At 62.9% G+C, this 16,037-nt stretch carries 19 protein-coding genes; 14 read left to right on the top strand and 5 right to left on the bottom strand.

Features of this window, described 5'->3' with window-relative positions:
- Window positions 1-199 precede the first annotated feature (199 nt).
- Together copC and copD are read left to right on the top strand one after the other, a co-directional pair.
- Entirely contained in the window at window positions 200-544 is a 345-nt protein-coding gene (gene copC, locus QZL87_RS06345) for a copper homeostasis periplasmic binding protein CopC (RefSeq protein WP_295326771.1), read from the top strand.
- 3 nt (window positions 545-547) lie between these two features.
- Entirely contained in the window at window positions 548-1,462 is a 915-nt protein-coding gene (copD, locus tag QZL87_RS06340) for a copper homeostasis membrane protein CopD (RefSeq protein WP_295325481.1), read from the top strand.
- A gap of 362 nt (window positions 1,463-1,824) precedes the next feature.
- Here the strand turns inward: copD and QZL87_RS06335 are convergent, their stop codons facing one another.
- Window positions 1,825-2,193: a hypothetical protein gene (locus tag QZL87_RS06335; protein WP_295325478.1), complete on the bottom strand. Its 369-nt coding sequence runs from the start codon at window positions 2,191-2,193 to the stop codon at window positions 1,825-1,827.
- A 368-nt stretch (window positions 2,194-2,561) separates the two neighbouring features.
- Here QZL87_RS06335 and QZL87_RS06330 point away from each other — a divergent pair, with 368 nt between their 5' ends.
- The 12 genes from QZL87_RS06330 to QZL87_RS06275 all read left to right on the top strand — a co-directional run bounded on the left by QZL87_RS06330 (window position 2,562) and on the right by QZL87_RS06275 (window position 8,864).
- The gene (locus QZL87_RS06330) at window positions 2,562-2,768 is read left to right on the top strand and encodes a cold-shock protein (RefSeq protein ID WP_054728090.1); all 207 of its coding nucleotides are present in this window, start codon (window positions 2,562-2,564) and stop codon (window positions 2,766-2,768) included.
- An 8-nt stretch (window positions 2,769-2,776) separates the two neighbouring features.
- Entirely contained in the window at window positions 2,777-3,031 is a 255-nt protein-coding gene (gene infA, locus QZL87_RS06325; protein ID WP_136174216.1) for a translation initiation factor IF-1, read from the top strand.
- A 180-nt stretch (window positions 3,032-3,211) separates the two neighbouring features.
- Window positions 3,212-3,424 (top strand): hypothetical protein, encoded by a 213-nt coding sequence (locus QZL87_RS06320; protein ID WP_295325473.1) that lies wholly within the window; start codon window positions 3,212-3,214, stop codon window positions 3,422-3,424.
- 360 nt (window positions 3,425-3,784) lie between these two features.
- Complete coding sequence (locus tag QZL87_RS06315) at window positions 3,785-4,114, top strand: metalloregulator ArsR/SmtB family transcription factor (protein WP_295325468.1); 330 nt, start codon at window positions 3,785-3,787, stop codon at window positions 4,112-4,114.
- A 13-nt stretch (window positions 4,115-4,127) separates the two neighbouring features.
- Window positions 4,128-4,556, top strand: a complete 429-nt coding sequence (gene arsC, locus QZL87_RS06310) for an arsenate reductase (glutaredoxin) (protein WP_295325463.1) — start codon at window positions 4,128-4,130, stop codon at window positions 4,554-4,556.
- 10 nt (window positions 4,557-4,566) lie between these two features.
- Entirely contained in the window at window positions 4,567-5,631 is a 1,065-nt protein-coding gene (gene arsB, locus QZL87_RS06305) for an ACR3 family arsenite efflux transporter (protein ID WP_295325460.1), read from the top strand.
- A 5-nt stretch (window positions 5,632-5,636) separates the two neighbouring features.
- The gene (gene arsH / locus QZL87_RS06300) at window positions 5,637-6,395 is read left to right on the top strand and encodes an arsenical resistance protein ArsH (RefSeq protein WP_294029606.1); all 759 of its coding nucleotides are present in this window, start codon (window positions 5,637-5,639) and stop codon (window positions 6,393-6,395) included.
- Between the two features lie 52 nt (window positions 6,396-6,447).
- Window positions 6,448-7,386: a hypothetical protein gene (locus QZL87_RS06295; RefSeq protein ID WP_294029607.1), complete on the top strand. Its 939-nt coding sequence runs from the start codon at window positions 6,448-6,450 to the stop codon at window positions 7,384-7,386.
- A gap of 395 nt (window positions 7,387-7,781) precedes the next feature.
- Window positions 7,782-8,090 carry an antitoxin Xre/MbcA/ParS toxin-binding domain-containing protein gene (locus QZL87_RS06290; RefSeq protein ID WP_294029608.1) on the top strand — a complete coding sequence of 103 codons (309 nt, stop codon included), beginning with the start codon at window positions 7,782-7,784 and terminating at the stop codon, window positions 8,088-8,090.
- A gap of 8 nt (window positions 8,091-8,098) precedes the next feature.
- Window positions 8,099-8,320 carry a hypothetical protein gene (locus QZL87_RS06285; RefSeq protein WP_294029609.1) on the top strand — a complete coding sequence of 74 codons (222 nt, stop codon included), beginning with the start codon at window positions 8,099-8,101 and terminating at the stop codon, window positions 8,318-8,320.
- 188 nt (window positions 8,321-8,508) lie between these two features.
- On the top strand, window positions 8,509-8,682 hold the full coding sequence (locus QZL87_RS06280; protein WP_295325447.1) for a hypothetical protein: 174 nt from the start codon (window positions 8,509-8,511) through the stop codon (window positions 8,680-8,682).
- 47 nt (window positions 8,683-8,729) lie between these two features.
- On the top strand, window positions 8,730-8,864 hold the full coding sequence (locus QZL87_RS06275) for a hypothetical protein (protein WP_264081034.1): 135 nt from the start codon (window positions 8,730-8,732) through the stop codon (window positions 8,862-8,864).
- A 7-nt stretch (window positions 8,865-8,871) separates the two neighbouring features.
- On the opposite strand, the gene QZL87_RS06270 is transcribed toward QZL87_RS06275, so the two are convergent.
- From QZL87_RS06270 to QZL87_RS06255, 4 genes are all read right to left on the bottom strand, one after another.
- A complete protein-coding gene (locus tag QZL87_RS06270) occupies window positions 8,872-10,107 on the bottom strand; it encodes an FAD-binding oxidoreductase (protein WP_295325443.1) in 1,236 nt (411 codons plus the stop codon).
- A 9-nt stretch (window positions 10,108-10,116) separates the two neighbouring features.
- Window positions 10,117-12,267: a catalase gene (locus tag QZL87_RS06265; RefSeq protein WP_295325440.1), complete on the bottom strand. Its 2,151-nt coding sequence runs from the start codon at window positions 12,265-12,267 to the stop codon at window positions 10,117-10,119.
- A gap of 68 nt (window positions 12,268-12,335) precedes the next feature.
- Window positions 12,336-13,619 (bottom strand): glycoside hydrolase family 130 protein, encoded by a 1,284-nt coding sequence (locus QZL87_RS06260; protein ID WP_192648818.1) that lies wholly within the window; start codon window positions 13,617-13,619, stop codon window positions 12,336-12,338.
- A 7-nt stretch (window positions 13,620-13,626) separates the two neighbouring features.
- The gene (locus tag QZL87_RS06255) at window positions 13,627-15,897 is read right to left on the bottom strand and encodes a glycosyltransferase family 4 protein (RefSeq protein WP_295325437.1); all 2,271 of its coding nucleotides are present in this window, start codon (window positions 15,895-15,897) and stop codon (window positions 13,627-13,629) included.
- Window positions 15,898-16,037 lie beyond the last annotated feature (140 nt).

Below are 16,037 nucleotides of genomic sequence, written 5' to 3'. Positions count from 1 at the left end.
CTGCCTCCATCACCTTCTCATCGGTCCTTTCAGGAAATTATACGCGCGCCGTTGCGCTACCCCTCATCCTCCAGCGACGCGGCGCGCCCGTTTGCGCAAGGGGTGTCGCCATGCCCTGCGTAATAGCAGCAGGAACATCCCGTTGGAGTATTTTATGATCAAGCCTGCCCTCTCCCCTTTCGCCGCGCTCGCCGCCGCCATGCTCACGCTTTCGCCGACCGCCGCGCTTGCCCATGCCAAGCTGGTCGCATCGACCCCCGCCGCCAACGCCAAGGTGGCGAAAGTGACGTCGGTGCAACTCAAATTCAGCGAGAAGCTGATCGCCCCGACGGTGCGCGCCGAACTGGTGATGACCGCGATGCCCGGGATGACCGACCATCCGCCGATGAAGATCGCGATCGGCTCCGCGATGGGCAAGGACGGCAAGTCGATGACGCTCACCCCGAAGCGTGCGCTCGTTCCCGGAACCTACAAGGTCAAATGGTCGGCGGCGGGCGCCGACACGCACCGCATGGGCAGCGAATTCAGCTTCACGGTCAAATAACCCATGCCCGATCCCCTCATGACCGGGATCAGGTTCCTGCTATTCGCCGATCTGATGCTGGTCATGGGGCTGGCGGCTTTCCCGCTTTATGCGCTCCGTCGCCCCGCGCGCGAAGATGCGCGCATCGTCGGCGGACTGATAACCCCGCAGCCATGGCTTTGCGGCGCGGGCTTCCTCGCGTCGCTCGCGGGCATGCCCGCACTGACCGCGAGCATGATGGGGATATCGCTCAGCGAAGTCGATCCGGCGATGCTGTTCGAGATCGCGACCGAAACCGATGTTGGCAAGGCATGGCTCGTGCGGATGGCCGCGCTCGCCATCGCTCTCGCCGCCGCCCTGCGACTCGATCGCCGTCCGCCGGCCGCCGCCTTCGCTCTCCTCTCCGCCGCTGGCACGGTCGCGCTCGCCAGCCTCGCTTGGTCGGGCCATGCCGCGGCCGGCGAGGGCTGGGCCGGAGCGATCCATCGCGTCGCCGACGCGCTCCATATGATCGCCGCGGGACTCTGGATCGGCGCCATCGCCGCCTTCCTGATCCTGTTGCGCCCGGCCCGGGATGCCGCACGACCGGAAAGGCTCGCGCTCGCCGCCCACGGTCTCGACCGGTTCGCATGCGTGGGCACGGGCTGCGTCATCATCATCGCGGCGACGGGATTGATCAATTTTCAGATGATCGTCGGCATCGCGCAGGCCGGACGGATGCTGCACTCTTCCTATGGCTATCTGCTCATCGCCAAGCTCTCGCTTTTCGGCGCGATGCTCGCGCTCGCGGCCCTGAATCGCTGGCGGCTGGCCCCGGCGCTTGCCGCGACGGGCGGCGAGATGCCGGAGCGCGCGATCCGGCATAGCCTTGCGCTCGAAGCAGGCGCGGCCGCCGGCATCCTCGCGCTTGTAGCGCTGCTGGGCGTGCTCGAACCCTGATCTTATGAAGCGGAGCCCGGCTCGCCGACCCCGGTCAGCGAAGGCCCGCAGCGTCGATCATGCTGTCTTGGAGATGGTGCAGGGCTTGTATCGAACCAAATATATTATCTAATAATTATCATAACTTAAAGGATGCCTGAAAAATACTACCCCCACATTTACCCCCACATTATTGAAGCGTTGGGTCGATTAATAGAACCACCGTTTAGATTCGCTTTGGCAGATAAGCGACCGCTGACGGCTGGCTCAAACTGTTTCGCAAAGACTCACAAGAGCATTTTCGAGGGCCCTTCGCCTGTTATGACCATAGCCGGTGAGGCATTGTCGCGAGGAATAGAAGAAACGCGAAACCAACTTTTCCCCTATCGGTTATCCTCCTGGACCGAGGCAAGCCGGCCGACGACATCCTCCAAGCCGAAGGCCGCCCTTTCCTCCTCGGTCATCGCCAGCGCCTCGGTGATGAGCAACTCTGCAATCAGCGTGTCGCCAACAAAAACCGGATAGTCGGTTGCCGGATCGGAAACAGGTGGGTCAGCCTTCGGACCAACATGTTCCGGCGTGATAACCGCTGCAAAGCCGTCGGCCAGCCCACGGCGCTCGCGATACTCATTGATCCGCTTCGCATAATAGCGGGGCAGATCGAAGTTCGGAAGCAAGTGACCGTCGCGCCGGGCCTGGCTCACCGCCATGAGCGCCATCTGGTGATGATAGAGAAGTTGGTTGAGATCCATGTCTGCTCCCTTTTGCGGGAGCGCGATTGTCTCTCAGTCACCGGCATGCAATGCCAAGCTGGCGATAGCCTCATGTGGGCGTCCCGATGCTGCATTACAAGCCATCTGCATGTCGAAAGGTCCTGATCGAACTTCAGGCGCCCCGGGCGAGCATCGACCTCCTGCTCCCGGCCGACTATTTGTCGACGTAACTGAAAGCCAAGGAATTCCTTGATTTTTTTAGATTGGTGACTTATATGCAGATCGCTAACGTCGCCTGCGACGGAAATTTGATGCCCCCGCAGGGGGTCGCTTCTTCCCTTCTCACGCTTCCAGCTCTGCCGGTGCTTTTGCCGGCGGATACCCTGTTTTCGTGAAAGGAAACATCCATGCCGATCGGCAACGTCAAATTCTTCAACAGCGACAAGGGCTATGGCTTCATCGCAGCCGCGGATGGTTCGGGCGACAGCTTCGTCCACATCACCGCCGTCGAGCGCGCCGGGATGGCGACGCTGAACAAGGACCAGCGCCTCAGCTACGACCTTGAGACCGGCCGTGACGGCAAGGTTTCGGCCGTGAATCTCGAAACGGCCTGACGCGCCGGGTGGCCAAGGAAGAGCTCCTCACCTTCGACGGGATGATCGACGAGATTCTGCCCGACGGGCGCTTTCGCGTCGAACTCGAAAATGGCCACCGGCTGATCGCCTACACCGCCGGACGAATGCGGCGTTTCCGCATCCGCTCGGTGGTGGGCGATGCCGTGCGCGTCGAAATGACGCCCTATGATCTGACCAAGGGCCGCATCGTCTATCGCGATCGCGGCCCCGGCAATCCGGGCGCCGCAAGCAAGCGGCGCTGACACTAATATTCAAGAAGACCAACATGTTTCAGAATAATATCTACCCCGGCCTTACAGGCCTTTCACAGGCAGGGAGGCCGATACGCCTCCGCCCGCAGGCTCGGCGCTCGCCGACGTTATCGCGCCGCGAACTCCGCCGTCTCATCGCCGACATGATCGACTGATCGAAAGGACCTCACCGTGGCCGCTACAGCAACAAGCGTTCATTATCGCGAGCAGGCAGAACGGTGCGAGGCCGAAGCCGCTGCGGCCGAGCTGACGCAGGTGCGTGATCGCAACCTGCGCTCGGCCGCTGCCTGGCATGCCATGGCGGTTCGCCAGCTGAAGTCCGAAAAGGCGCGAGCCGAAAGAGACCATCTCGCGAATGAGGTGCGCAAGCAATGCCTCGCATGAGCAATGGTTCGGCAACGCCATCCTAACGCTTCGGGCGGCATTTTCCGAATATTCAGCCGGGAGATCTTAATGTGCGCAGCAATGGCTTCCGGTGGCAAAAAGGGTCCTACCAAGCGGGGGCCGGCCCAGCCTGCGACCGAAGTACCACCCCATCCCGATCCAACACGGCGTCTTCCGGACCCCATCGGGCAGAAAAATGGCACCACACCGAAGCCCACCCTTCAATAGCTGTTCCATATCGCCGGCGGCCGGGCGAACTCTCCTATATTGCCCGAGCCGGGTTATCAGCCAGCCCGCCCGGCCTATCGGATATTTCCGATATGAATTGACAGACGCTAATGCATCGGATAATTCCGATACATGAACACCGACACCGCCCTTGCCGCACTCGCTGCGCTGTCACACCCCACCCGTCTCGAAGCCTTTCGCTTGTTGGTCCAGCATGAGCCCGCCGGGCTATCGACCGGGCAGCTCGTCGATGCCTCGGGGCTGACGCAAAGCACGTTTTCCACACATCTCGCGGTGCTGGCCAAGGCAGGCCTCGTCAAATCCGAAAAACAAGGGCGACAGCAGATCCAGCGAGCCGATATCGACACGCTTCGGGATCTGATGCTCTTCCTTGCGAAGGACTGTTGCCAAGGCCGCCCCGAGCTCTGCGAACCGCTGCTCGCCGAACTCACCTGCTGCTGAAGGAACCGGCGCAGTGACCGACATCGTCATCTACCACAATCCCGAGTGCGGCACCTCGCGCAACACGCTCGCGCTGATCCGCAATGCCGGGATCGAGCCGCACGTTGTCGAATATCTGAAGACGCCGCCTTCGCGTGCCTTGCTCGAGCAATTGATCGAGCGCGCCGGGATCACACCGCGCGAACTGCTCCGCGAGAAAGGCACGCCCTATGCGGAGCTCGGTCTCCGCGACGAAAGCCTGAGCAATGGCACCCTGCTCGATGCGATGATGGAGCATCCTATCCTCATCAATCGACCGCTCGTCGTCTCGCCGCTCGGAGTCAAGCTCTGCCGTCCCTCCGAAGCCGTGCTCGACATCCTGCCCGCACGGCAGCTTGGCGCCTTCACCAAGGAAGATGGCGAACAGGTCGTCGACGCCGGCGGCAATCGCGTTCAGGCCTGAGGACAGCATCATGACTGCGGCAAAGCGCGAACGCCTGTCCTTCCTCGATCGCTACCTGACGCTCTGGATATTCCTCGCGATGGCGCTCGGCGTCCTCTTGGGGTCGGCATTCAAGGGCTTACCCGACGCGATCGACGCCATGTCGATCGGCACGACGAACATCCCGATTGCGATCGGCCTCATCCTGATGATGTATCCGCCGCTCGCCCGCGTCCGCTACGACGAACTGCCGCGCGTGTTCGAGGACAAGCGCGTGCTCGCGATCTCGCTCGTTCAGAACTGGATCATCGGGCCGGTGCTGATGTTCGCGCTCGCGGTCCTCTTCCTTTCGGACAGGCCCGAATATATGACCGGCCTGATCCTGATCGGTCTCGCCCGCTGCATCGCGATGGTAATCGTGTGGAACCAGCTCGCCAAGGGCGACAATCAATATGTCGCGGCGCTCGTCGCCTTCAACTCGATCTTCCAGATTCTCTTCTTCAGCGTCTACGCCTGGTTCTTCCTCACCGTCCTGCCGCCGCTTTTCGGACTCGAAGGTAGCGTCATCGACGTGAGCTTCTGGACCATCGCCGAGGCGGTTCTCATCTATCTCGGCATCCCCTTCCTCGCAGCATATCTCACGCGCCGCTTCCTCGCCCGCGCAAAAGGAGACGAGTGGTACGAGACGCGCTTCCTGCCCAAAATCGGGCCGGTCACGCTCGTCGCGCTGCTGTTCACGATCGTCGCGATGTTCAGCCTCAAGGGCGGCGAGATCGTCACCATCCCTGGCGACGTCGTCCGTATCGCGATCCCGCTCACGATTTATTTCGTCGTCCAGTTCCTCATCAGCTTCTGGATGGGAAAACTCATCGAAGCCGACTATCCGCGCACAACCGCGGTCGCCTTCACCGCCGCGGGTAATAACTTCGAACTGGCAATTGCGGTCGCGATCGCCGCCTTCGGGCTCGCCTCGCCGGTGGCCTTTGCGGCCGTCATCGGACCGCTCGTCGAAGTGCCCGTCCTCATCCTGCTCGTCGGCGTCGCCTTCCGCCTCGGCCGCCGCTGGTTCCCGGCAACCACGCCTGCACAAGCCTGAGTATTATGACAGAATTGACCTATACGCGCCTTCGCACGCTCACCGACCCGCACCACCTCCCGGCGCTCAGCGCCGAATATCTTCACGCGCAGCCGGCGCTCGGCCTCGGACCGCTCGATCCCGCGCCGCGCATCCTGCTACTCTACGGATCCTTGCGCGAACGCTCCTATTCGCGGCTCGTCGTCGAGGAGACGGCGCGCCTGCTCCAGCTCTTCGGCTGCGAGACGCGCATCTTCGATCCCTCCGACCTCCCCTTGCCCGACCAGATCGCCGACGACGATCATCCGGCGGTCGAGGAACTCAGACAGCATTCCATCTGGTCCGAGGGCCAGGTCTGGTGCAGCCCCGAGCGACATGGCCAGATTACAGGTATCATGAAGGCGCAGGTCGACCATCTTCCGCTCGCCTATAAGGGCCTCCGCCCGACGCAAGGCCGCACGCTCGCGGTGATGCAGGTGTCGGCGGGGTCGCAGTCGTTCAACAGCGTCAATACGCTGCGCATCCTCGGCCGCTGGATGCGGATGATCACGATCCCCAACCAGTCGAGTGTTGCGAAGGCTTGGCAGGAGTTCGACGAAACGGGCCGTATGCTGCCGTCGAGCTATTATGACCGGATCGTCGACGTTGCTGAGGAGCTTGTCCGCTTCACCATCCTCACACGCGGGCATGCCGCCCAGCTCGTTGACCGCTATTCGGAACGCAAGGACCGGAAAGAGCCCGTCGTCACGCCCGCCGAACTGGCCGGAATTCCAGGCACGCGCTGAAGGTTCGACGCCATATTGGCACGCCGCCGAGCTGCTGATCGATGGGTCGGGCGTGCTGATCCCGTTCGACAATCCGGCTGGCTTCGGTCCTGCAATTGCCAATCTGCTGGGCGACGAAACCGGACGTCTGGCGATGGGCCGCAAGGCCTATGCCGCCAGCCGTCCGATGACCTGGGCGAATACGGCGCGCCGCTATGCCGCGAGCTTTCGCGCGGCTTCCCGCAAAGGCAGGGTTGCGACCGGCGACCGGATGGACATGCCAAAACCCATCCCGACGATCGCACAGACGAAAGCCCGACCGAACCTCCCGCCCATGTCGCTCGATCATCTCGCCGCGATGAGCGACGATACGGGCATGGCCCAGCATGCGGTTCATGCGATCGCCGACCGCCGCCATGGCTATTGCATCGACGACAATGCGCGGGCGCTGCTGCTGTGCTGCGGTCTCGCCGACGGTCCCGACGCGCCGCTGGTGCGCCGCCTGTCGTCCACCTTCGCGGCCTTCATCCAGCATGGCTGGAATCCGGACAATCGGCGCTTTCGCAATTTCATGAGCTTCGACCGGCGATGGCTGGAAGATGCGGGCTCGGAAGACAGTCATGGGCGGACGCTCTGGGCGCTGGGCACCTATAGCGCACGCGCCGGCTCCCCCGGACACGCGCGCTGGGCAAGAGAGCTGTTCAGCGAGGCGCTGGACGGGGTGGTAGCGTTTACTTCGCCGCGGGCCTGGGCGTTCACCTTGCTCGGCCTCGCGCCCTATTGCGCGGTTTACGCGGAAGATTATGCCGCCGCGCACCTGCGGGCCGAACTCGCCGACCGCCTCGAAAAACTGCTGAGCGCATGGGAAGGTCCCGAATGGACATGGTTCGAGAATGGCCTCAGCTATGACAATGCGCGGCTGCCGCAGGCGCTGATCGTCACGGGCGCGGCAACACGTCGCAGGGCTTTACGCTCGAAAGCTACGAGCCGATGGATGCTGACGAGCCAGTGAGTGATCCGGCCGCACAAGCCGGGTAGAGGCAGTCCTGTTTTCCGCTTCCTGTCCCCCCCCTCGCCTGAGACGGATTACGGCTCATTACCGCCAGACCTGGCCGTTTGCGGAACGGCGGCTTTTGGCGGTCGAATGAAACTGGCGGACGCTCCAACTATTCCCGGCGTTCGCTTGAAAGCTCGATCTGCGTGCTGGTGCAATCGAGGCGCAACCACGTTTCGCAGGAACCGAATAGACACTGACGGGCTCAGATTCCCGAAACCCGTCAGATGATCGGCGCGACACCTTATAATCCTGGCTGGAGCTCCCATATACGGATCATCGCGGCACACGTTCATCGTAGGCGGCCGCGGCTGAGAGACCTGGCGCTCCCGCTTACATGCAGGAGCCGCCCCATGCCGCCCGATTCCGATCAGCCCCAGTCGCCGGCCCCGGACACGCCTGCCCCAGCCAACGCGCAATCGAGACGATTTTTCCGCAAGAGCCGTAGACCATTCGCCTTGGATGACGCACGGCGCCAAGGGGACATCAGTCAGCTCGCCTTCTTGACGATGGGCGGACGGGATCCGGCGATAGCCTTCCTGAACACCGACAACGCCGCGCTCGGCGGCCGCCCGCTTACAGTCGCGACCGCGAGCCCCGAGGGATATGAACGGGTTGCGGCAGCGATCCGCCGCTGGCCGAGCGGCCCAGGATTCAAATGAGCCGCGCGATGAACATTTCGCTGCCGGAAGACGAGGTCAAGCGCCTGTGCCTTCTGCAAGGTGTCAGCATCAGTGCGATCGAGCCGCTTCAGTCGGGCGGTACCCGCCTTGTCTGCACATCCGGCTCCGGCGCCGAGGAAATGCGCCTCCGGCTCCGCGGTCACCTGATCGACGGCCATGTTCTCCGTCACCGCTTCTATCGCCCGCCGGCCACGCATGAGCGCCCATAAGGCCGGCGCGCGATTTCGTGGTGAGCGAACGTCTCTCCCGAACCCGAATAATGTCGGTATTCGTGCCGCACATTTATCGGGATGTGCTATAGGCCTCCCATCACCTGAAATCGAACAAGCTCCATGTGACAGAGGGACGATCCGTGCTCTCGCTTGATGCAGGAGCACACACCATGTGCCTTATTCAATTGCTCGAAGACGAGCAGATCGCGCTCGCGCGATACGCCGCCGCAACAAATCCCTCGGCGATCGACCGTTATGGGCGCATGATCGAAGGGATCGGTCGGCGTCTGACGGCCTTTCCCTACCAGCATCGCCCCTATTTTCCGCTCAACAGATTGCGGACGCAAACGGCTCGCTAGCACGTTCGTGAACACGCGCATCCTGAAACCGAAGAAAGATATCTGACATGGCCAAATCGCAAAAACGCAGCAATCGCGAGATTCGCAAACCCAAGGCCGCCAAGGCGAAGCCGCCGACCGCGCTCGCAGCCCAAGAGGCCTCCGCGGTGCAGATGACCGCCAAGCCGAAGGGCAATCGCTGACGCGCCGTCAAAAACTGCGATGGAAGCTGACCAGATCGGCGTCGGGATCGCCGTAGCCACAGATAAGGCTGCGCAGCATCTGGGCCGCCATCATCGAGAAGGTGATTCCATTTCCGCCATAGCCCATCGCGGCATAGCAGTTCGGCATACCGGGAATGCGACCGATAGTCGGCGTACCGACCGGGCTGTCGCCGAAACTGCCGGCCCAGCTATAAGCCGGTTCCGCATCCACTCCCGGTAACAGGGCAGCAAGCTTTCGCGATAGCGTCGCTGCCTTGTCGGGGAGCTTCGCATCGCGGAGAGCCGCGTTACCGATTTCCTCATCCTCGCCGCCGCAGATGATTTCTCCGCGTGGGGTCGTCCGGATGTAGAGGTAGGGATCGGCGGCTTCCCAGATCATCGCGGCGGTCGGCCAGATGGCCCGGGGCTGCGGGCGCGTCGCGATCGACCAGCTCGAGATGATCTTGTTCCCCTTGCGAGGAATCCCCTTCATCATCTCATAACCCGTTGCCATGACGACATGGCGCGCGCGAATGCTCGGTCCGCGCGCCGAGACCAAGGTGACCCCCTCGCCCGTCGGCGCGATGTCGCAGATATCGACGGGCGAATAGAGCCGCGCGCCCCGCGCCAGCGCAACGTTCAGAAAGCCTGCGGTAAGGCGGCGCGGATCGGCGGAATAATTGCCGAAGCCTAGCAGCGCGTGGCGTCCCTTGATCCCGTAGCGATCCAGCACTGCGGCGGGTTTGAGCAGCTCGACCTCGAACCCCGCGCGCCGCCGGGCGTCGGCTTCACGCGCAAGACCTTCGGCGTCGAGGACGTTGCCGTCGAGATAGATCGAGGCGCGCGTCGCCCCATCGACGGCGAGGCCCAGCCGCTCGGTCCGTTCGCGTAGTGCATCGACCGACTGGCGCGATCGCCGCCAGATGCGTTCGGCCTTTTCGCGCCCGATCCGCTCGGCCATCAAGGTCAGCGGGGTATCGAGCTCATATTGCAGCATGGCGGTCGACGCGGCGGTCGATCCTTCGGCGGGACCCCGGCGATCGACGATCACGATGTTGAGCCCCGCTTCCGACAAGGCCTCGGCGATCAGCGCGCCCGACACGCCAGCCCCGACGACGACCACGTCGCACGCGATATCCCTTGTCAGCGGCCGCGCAGCGATCGCGGGACGACGCCGTGCCGACCAGATCGACTGGCCGGTCCGGAGATCGCGATGATGGGTCGCCGATGCGCGGCTCACCATGACGGGCGATCAGGCAAGATCGCGCACCCTGGCTTCGCGGGCCCAATGGCGCCGAGTGCCGACGCTTTCGAACTCGTCGATCGCAACGACCCCGCCGTCCTTTTCGACCCCTGCCTTGTCGAGCAGCAATTGCGTCGCCTCGTCATGCGCGATCGTCTTGCAATGGCCATAGGCGTCCATGAACCACTGGACCGCCGCGCCCTGCCCCGACAGCGCCTTGGCCTGTTCTTCGGTCAGGATCGAAGCCACGGCGTCGAACAGCACCGAGGGCGAGCCCGCGAGCTGGCCGTCGGCCTTGAGCGTGCCGCCCTTGACCTTGATCCCGCCGACCTTGGGCGCGACCAGGAACGGGGTGCCGCCGGCGCTTTCGATGTCGCCCTTCAGCTTGTCGATCGCCGCCTTGTCCGATCCTTCGGCAAACAGGATCGCGACCTTGCGGCCCTCCATCGTATCGTCGGCATTCTTCTGGATCGACAGCGCGTCGGAGGTCTTGAGATCGACCGGCGCGCGCGCGGCCTTTTCCTTCGCCGGCAGATCGATGGCGAGTCCCATGGCGACACGCGTCGCAAGAGCCTCATCGATGTTGCGAAGCTGGCCGACGACGCGGGCGCGGACATGATCGAGCGTGACCTTCGACAGTTCGAACACCAGCGCCGAGGCGATATGCGCCTGCTCATTCTCGGTCTGCGACAAATAGAACAGTCGCGCCTGGCTGAAATGATCGGCGAAAAGCTCGGCGCGGATGCGCAGCTTTTGCGCAGGGTCGTTCCGCTCGTCATTAGCCGTGAACGTTCTGAAGCCCGATTCGGCGCTTGCGCGCGGACCGCCATTCTCGCCCGCCTCGGCCAGGCTGTTCGGCTCGTAATTCGCGCGCCCCGTTGGCACGAGCGTCTGCATCATCCCGTCGCGCTGGAAATTGTGGAACGGGCATTTCGGCGCATTGATCGGGATCTGGTGGAAATTGGTCGTGCCCAGCCGCGACTTCTGCGTGTCGAGATAGGAAAAGAGCCGGCCCTGAAGGAGTGGGTCGTTGCTGAAATCGATGCCCGGAATGATGTTCGACGGCAGAAAGGCGACCTGTTCGGTCTCGGCGAAGAAATTGTCGACATTGCGGTTGAGCGTCATGCGGCCGACGATCTCGACGGGGATATCCTCCTCGGGGATCAGCTTGGTCGCGTCGAGCACGTCATAAGGCTGCTTCTCGGCGAAGGCTTCGTCGAACACCTGCACGCCGAGGTCCCACGCCGGGAAATCGCCCGCATCGATCGCCTCGAAAAGGTCGCGGCGATGGAAATCGGGATCGGCGCCGGCGATCTTGACCGCCTCGTCCCATGTCGTCGACTGGACGCCGAGCACCGGCTTCCAGTGGAATTTGACGAATTTGCCTTCGCCCTTTTCATTGACGAAGCGGAAGGTGTGGACGCCGAAACCCTCGATCATGCGCAGGCTGCGCGGGATCGTGCGGTCGGACATCGCCCACATGATCATGTGCATCGCCTCGGGCATCAGCCCGATGAAATCCCAGAAGGTATCGTGCGCACTCGCCGCCTGCGGATATCCGCGATCGGCCTCCATCTTCACGCTGTGGACGAGGTCGGGGAATTTCATCGCGTCCTGGATGAAGAAGACCGGGATATTGTTGCCGACGAGATCCCAGTTGCCGCTGTCGGTATAGAGCTTGACCGCGAAGCCGCGCACGTCGCGCGGCGTATCGACCGAGCCCGCGCCGCCCGCGACGGTCGAGAAGCGGACGAAGACCGGACAGGTCGCGCCTTCCTTCTGGAAAATCGACGCCTTGGTCAGCCCGGGGATCGCCTTGGTGCATTCGAACACGCCGTGCGCGCCCGACCCGCGGGCGTGCACGATGCGCTCCGGAATACGCTCATGGTCGAAATGGAAGATTTTCTCGCGCAGGACGAAGTCCTCGAGCAGCGTCGGCCCGCGTTCGCCGGTGCGCAGCGAATTCTGGTTGTCCGAAATCCGGTGACCGAAATTGTCGGTCAGGAACGCCGCATCGGCTGATTTGTCGCCCGATGCCAGATTCTGGTGCAGCTCGTCACCGTTGCCGCGGCTCTCCTCGATCTTCGGCTGGCCGTCGCCTGGCTGGTGTTCACGAAACACATGGTCATTCGCGGGCGACGGCGGCGGAGATTTCGGCATCGGTCATTCCTTCTGCCGCGGAAGGCGACACTCCTACAATCCGCCGCTTCGCTTTATGTTGCGTGTCGCTAGGCCATGGCGGCCAGAATCTCCTTGATCGCGACGAACGCAAAGCAGACCGAACTGTCGGCTACCCCGTAGGGCAGGAAAATATCGTCGCCGACGCGGATCGCTCCACAGGTGTAGACGACATTGGGGACATAGCCTTCGCGGTCCTCGTCGGCGGCGGACAGGATCGGATTGGGCGTCCGGCCGATCACCTTCGAGGGATCGTCCTTGTCGAGCAGTACAGCACCGATCGCATATTTGCGCATCGCGCCGACCCCATGGGTCAACACCAGCCAGCCCTCGTCGAGTTCGATCGGCGCGCCGCAATTGCCGATCTGGATGAGTTCCCATGGAAAGCGCGGCTCCAGCAATAATTCGCCGTCCTCCCACTGATCGACCGTGTCCGAGCGCAACAGATAGAGATTCTTGCCATCCTGCCGACCGATCATGCAGAATTGCCCGTCGATCTTACGCGGGAACAACGCCATGCCCTTGTTGCGTCCCGCCTTTCCCTTGATCGGGCTCAGCGTGAAATCCCTGAAATCGCGCGTCCGTAGCAGCTCGGACTGGATGTCTCGCCCGCTATAGGCGGTGTAGGTCCCGATCCATTCGCTTTTGCCGCTATCGCGCTCGAACTCGAGCAGCCGCAGATCCTCGAGCCCGTTGCGCTGCGCCTCGGTGATCGGGAAGATCACCGTGCCCGAAAGGGTGCTGTCCTTCTGCCGATAGAGCGAGACAACATCGTCGGGCTTGTCATCGCGGTGCGGACCAAGCATCGCCGCCGTAGCGAAGGCGGGCTGCGGCAGCAGCGTCAGTTCGCGGTCGCAGGTAATGATTCCCTCGCGAAAGGCGATCGTCGAAATATGACCCTCGCCGACAGCGCGCAGCGACAGGAGGATGCGGATGCAGCCTTCCTCCAGCCCGGTCTGGTCGGGATGACGAACGACGCTGGGGTTCATCAGCGCCGCCGCGGCATAGCTATATTCGTGACAGAAATAGGCGCCGATCAAGAGGCGCATCTCGCGCTTCAATGTGAGGCCTTCGAGACCAAGTTTGGGTTCGATCTGCTCGAAGCGATCCTCGAACACCTTCTCGATCTGCCAGTGCCGGTCGGCGAAATCGCGCAGCACCACACTGAGCTCGGCGCGCACGGTGCGCGTGTCGAGCGTCACGATTTCGCGAGCCAACCGCTGTACGCGCTCGAGATCGGGACCCGATGCTTGCCATGCGAGGTGAAAGGGCCGCACGACGACGCGCGTCGGGTCGGCATGGAGCCGCAATTCATCCTGTACCAGATGCACCATATTCCCCTCAGCCGGTTTTGCGGATAAAATCCCGGATCGCGTAAGTCGCGTGCTGGTAGGCAAGAACCGACTCCGCCCCTTCGTTGAGGTTCAGGCCGCGCGGGTTAATGCCATCCTTGCTGCTCCCGGTCAGCGGATCGCCAACGATCACGCCGCGGTCGTTACGCCGGGAGAACCAGTCGTAAGCGCGCCGCGCGTGCGCCAGCCAGATATCGTCGCCGGTCACATCATAGGCGGCCGAAGCGGCATCGATCGCGGCCCAAATCTCGAGCGGCTGCTGATCGAATGGCCGCGGCAGCGCATGGGCATGGCCGAAGCTGTCGGACCCGACGGGGCGATAATGACCATGAGGCGAAATCTGCGCATCGTTGATCCACCGCAACGTCTCGACTCCGCACGCGGTAACATCCCCGCGCCCAAGTCGTACGCCCGCGCGCAGCATCGCTTCGGGCAGGCGGCAATTGTCATAGGCGAGTACCGGCTCGAACCATCGCCAGTCCGGTCGCGCCGCGGCCTGATAGAGCGCGATCAGCCGGTCAGCGCCGCTGCGCAATATCCGGTCCGCCAGATCATGCTCGGGATGCGCCGCGAGCACGAAGTCGGCGCCGAGCATCGCGAAAGCAATCGCGCGCGGTGACTCGAAATCCAGCGCGGACGCCGCGGTACGCTCGAACAATTCATGCGCCCATTGCCGCAGACCGGGGTCGCGCGCGCCCTGCGCCGTCGCACCGAGCGCCCAGAGGGTTCGGCCGCAGCTGTCTTCGGACCCCACATCCTCGAGCCAGTTGCGTGCGAATCCCATGAAGTTGCGAAACTCGCCGCGGTCGGGGTTCCAGGCATGCTGTACGAACGCCGCAAAGACCGGGGTCAGTTGTCCGCACTTGCCGAGCGCATCGTCGTCGAGCCGATGCATCAGCATCAGCGCGCGCGCATTGTCATCGACGCAATAGCCGTGCGCGCGATCGGGGACCATATGAACGCTGTGCTGGAGGATGCCGGTGTCGTCGCAAATGCGCAGGAACCCATCGATACCGATATGCTCGGGAATAGGCGCAGCTTTCGGCACGACGCGGCTTTCCGCGATCAGCGAACAGGTCCGCTCCGCGAACACCGGCCAGATCATGTCGCGACTGCGGCCATAGGCGCGACGCTGCAGCGTGAGCAGCCGGTCGGCATCGCCGAGCAGATAGCGGATTTCGTTCGCGATCGCTTCGCTGTCGTTGAAGGGAACGAGCACGCCATGATCGTCGGCGAGGAGCTCGACCGCATGCACGTAAGGCGTGGAGATCACGGCCTTGCCCAGCGCCATCGCATAGGCGAGCGTACCCGACGTCGATTGCTGCGCACCCGTATAAGGCGTCACATAGATGTCCGCCGCCTCGATAAGATCGAGCAGATCGTCGGTGTCCATGAACGCGTTGATCCAGCGGACATGCGCATCGACCCCGAGCGAGACAGCAAGCGCCTGGAGCCGGTCGCGATAGGCCTCGCCTTCAAGCGCCAGCAGATTGGGATGCGTCGCGCCAGCAATGCAGTAAAGGAAGTCGGGATGATCCTCGATGATCGCGGGCAATGCCTCGATGACCGCCTCGATCCCCTTGCCCGGCGACAAAAGACCGAAGGTCAGCGCGACCTGTTTGCCCGCAAAGCCGAACTGCGGCTTGAACTGCGACGCGCGGCCGAACGGGCGGTCGGGGACGCCATGTGCGATCATGGCGATCTGGTCGTCGTCGGCATGATAGACGCTTCGCAGCAGATCGTGCGAGCGCTCGGACATGACGATCAGCTTGGTCGCGCGCGCGATCAACCGCTCCATCACGCGGCGCTGATCGGCGTCAGGTTCGGCGAGCACCGTGTGAAGCGTGACGATCAGCGGTGCGGAAACACGATCCACCAGTTCCAGGATCATATCGCCCGCCAAGCCGCCGAAGAGGCCGAACTCGTGCTGCAGCCACACAATCTTGGCACAGCTCGCCTCGATTTGCCGGGCCGCCTCGATAAAGCTACCGGCGTCACCCTCGGTTATGACGCCGCGAACAACGGGGTCGAATATCGTGGGAACGGCGGCCGGCGCCATCGCATAGACGTCGACCATAAGGTCGGGAGCAGCCTCGGCAAGCGATGAATGGATGTCGGTGGTGAAGGTCGCGATGCCGCAGCGTCGCGGAAGAAAGCCGCCGACTAGCGCGACCCGGGCAGTATCCGAAGTTTTTGGCCGAAGCGTTTGGCCCGCCTCCAAACCTTCATCGAACGATCTACGATCAAGCGTTTCGTACACAGGCATACCTTCCAAAAATGATGCGACAGAAGGCCTCACCCAGTATTTTGTCGTTTGTTTCGAAGCGCGCAGTCGGCCTCGGAGCATCAGAAAACAGAACAGCTCAGCGGCGCATTTGTTCCAATTGACCGACGCCTCGC

The sequence above is a fragment of the uncultured Sphingopyxis sp. genome (assembly GCF_900078365.1).
Taxonomy (GTDB): Bacteria; Pseudomonadota; Alphaproteobacteria; order Sphingomonadales; family Sphingomonadaceae; genus Sphingopyxis.
This window is presented reverse-complemented; position numbering and strand designations above follow the sequence as displayed.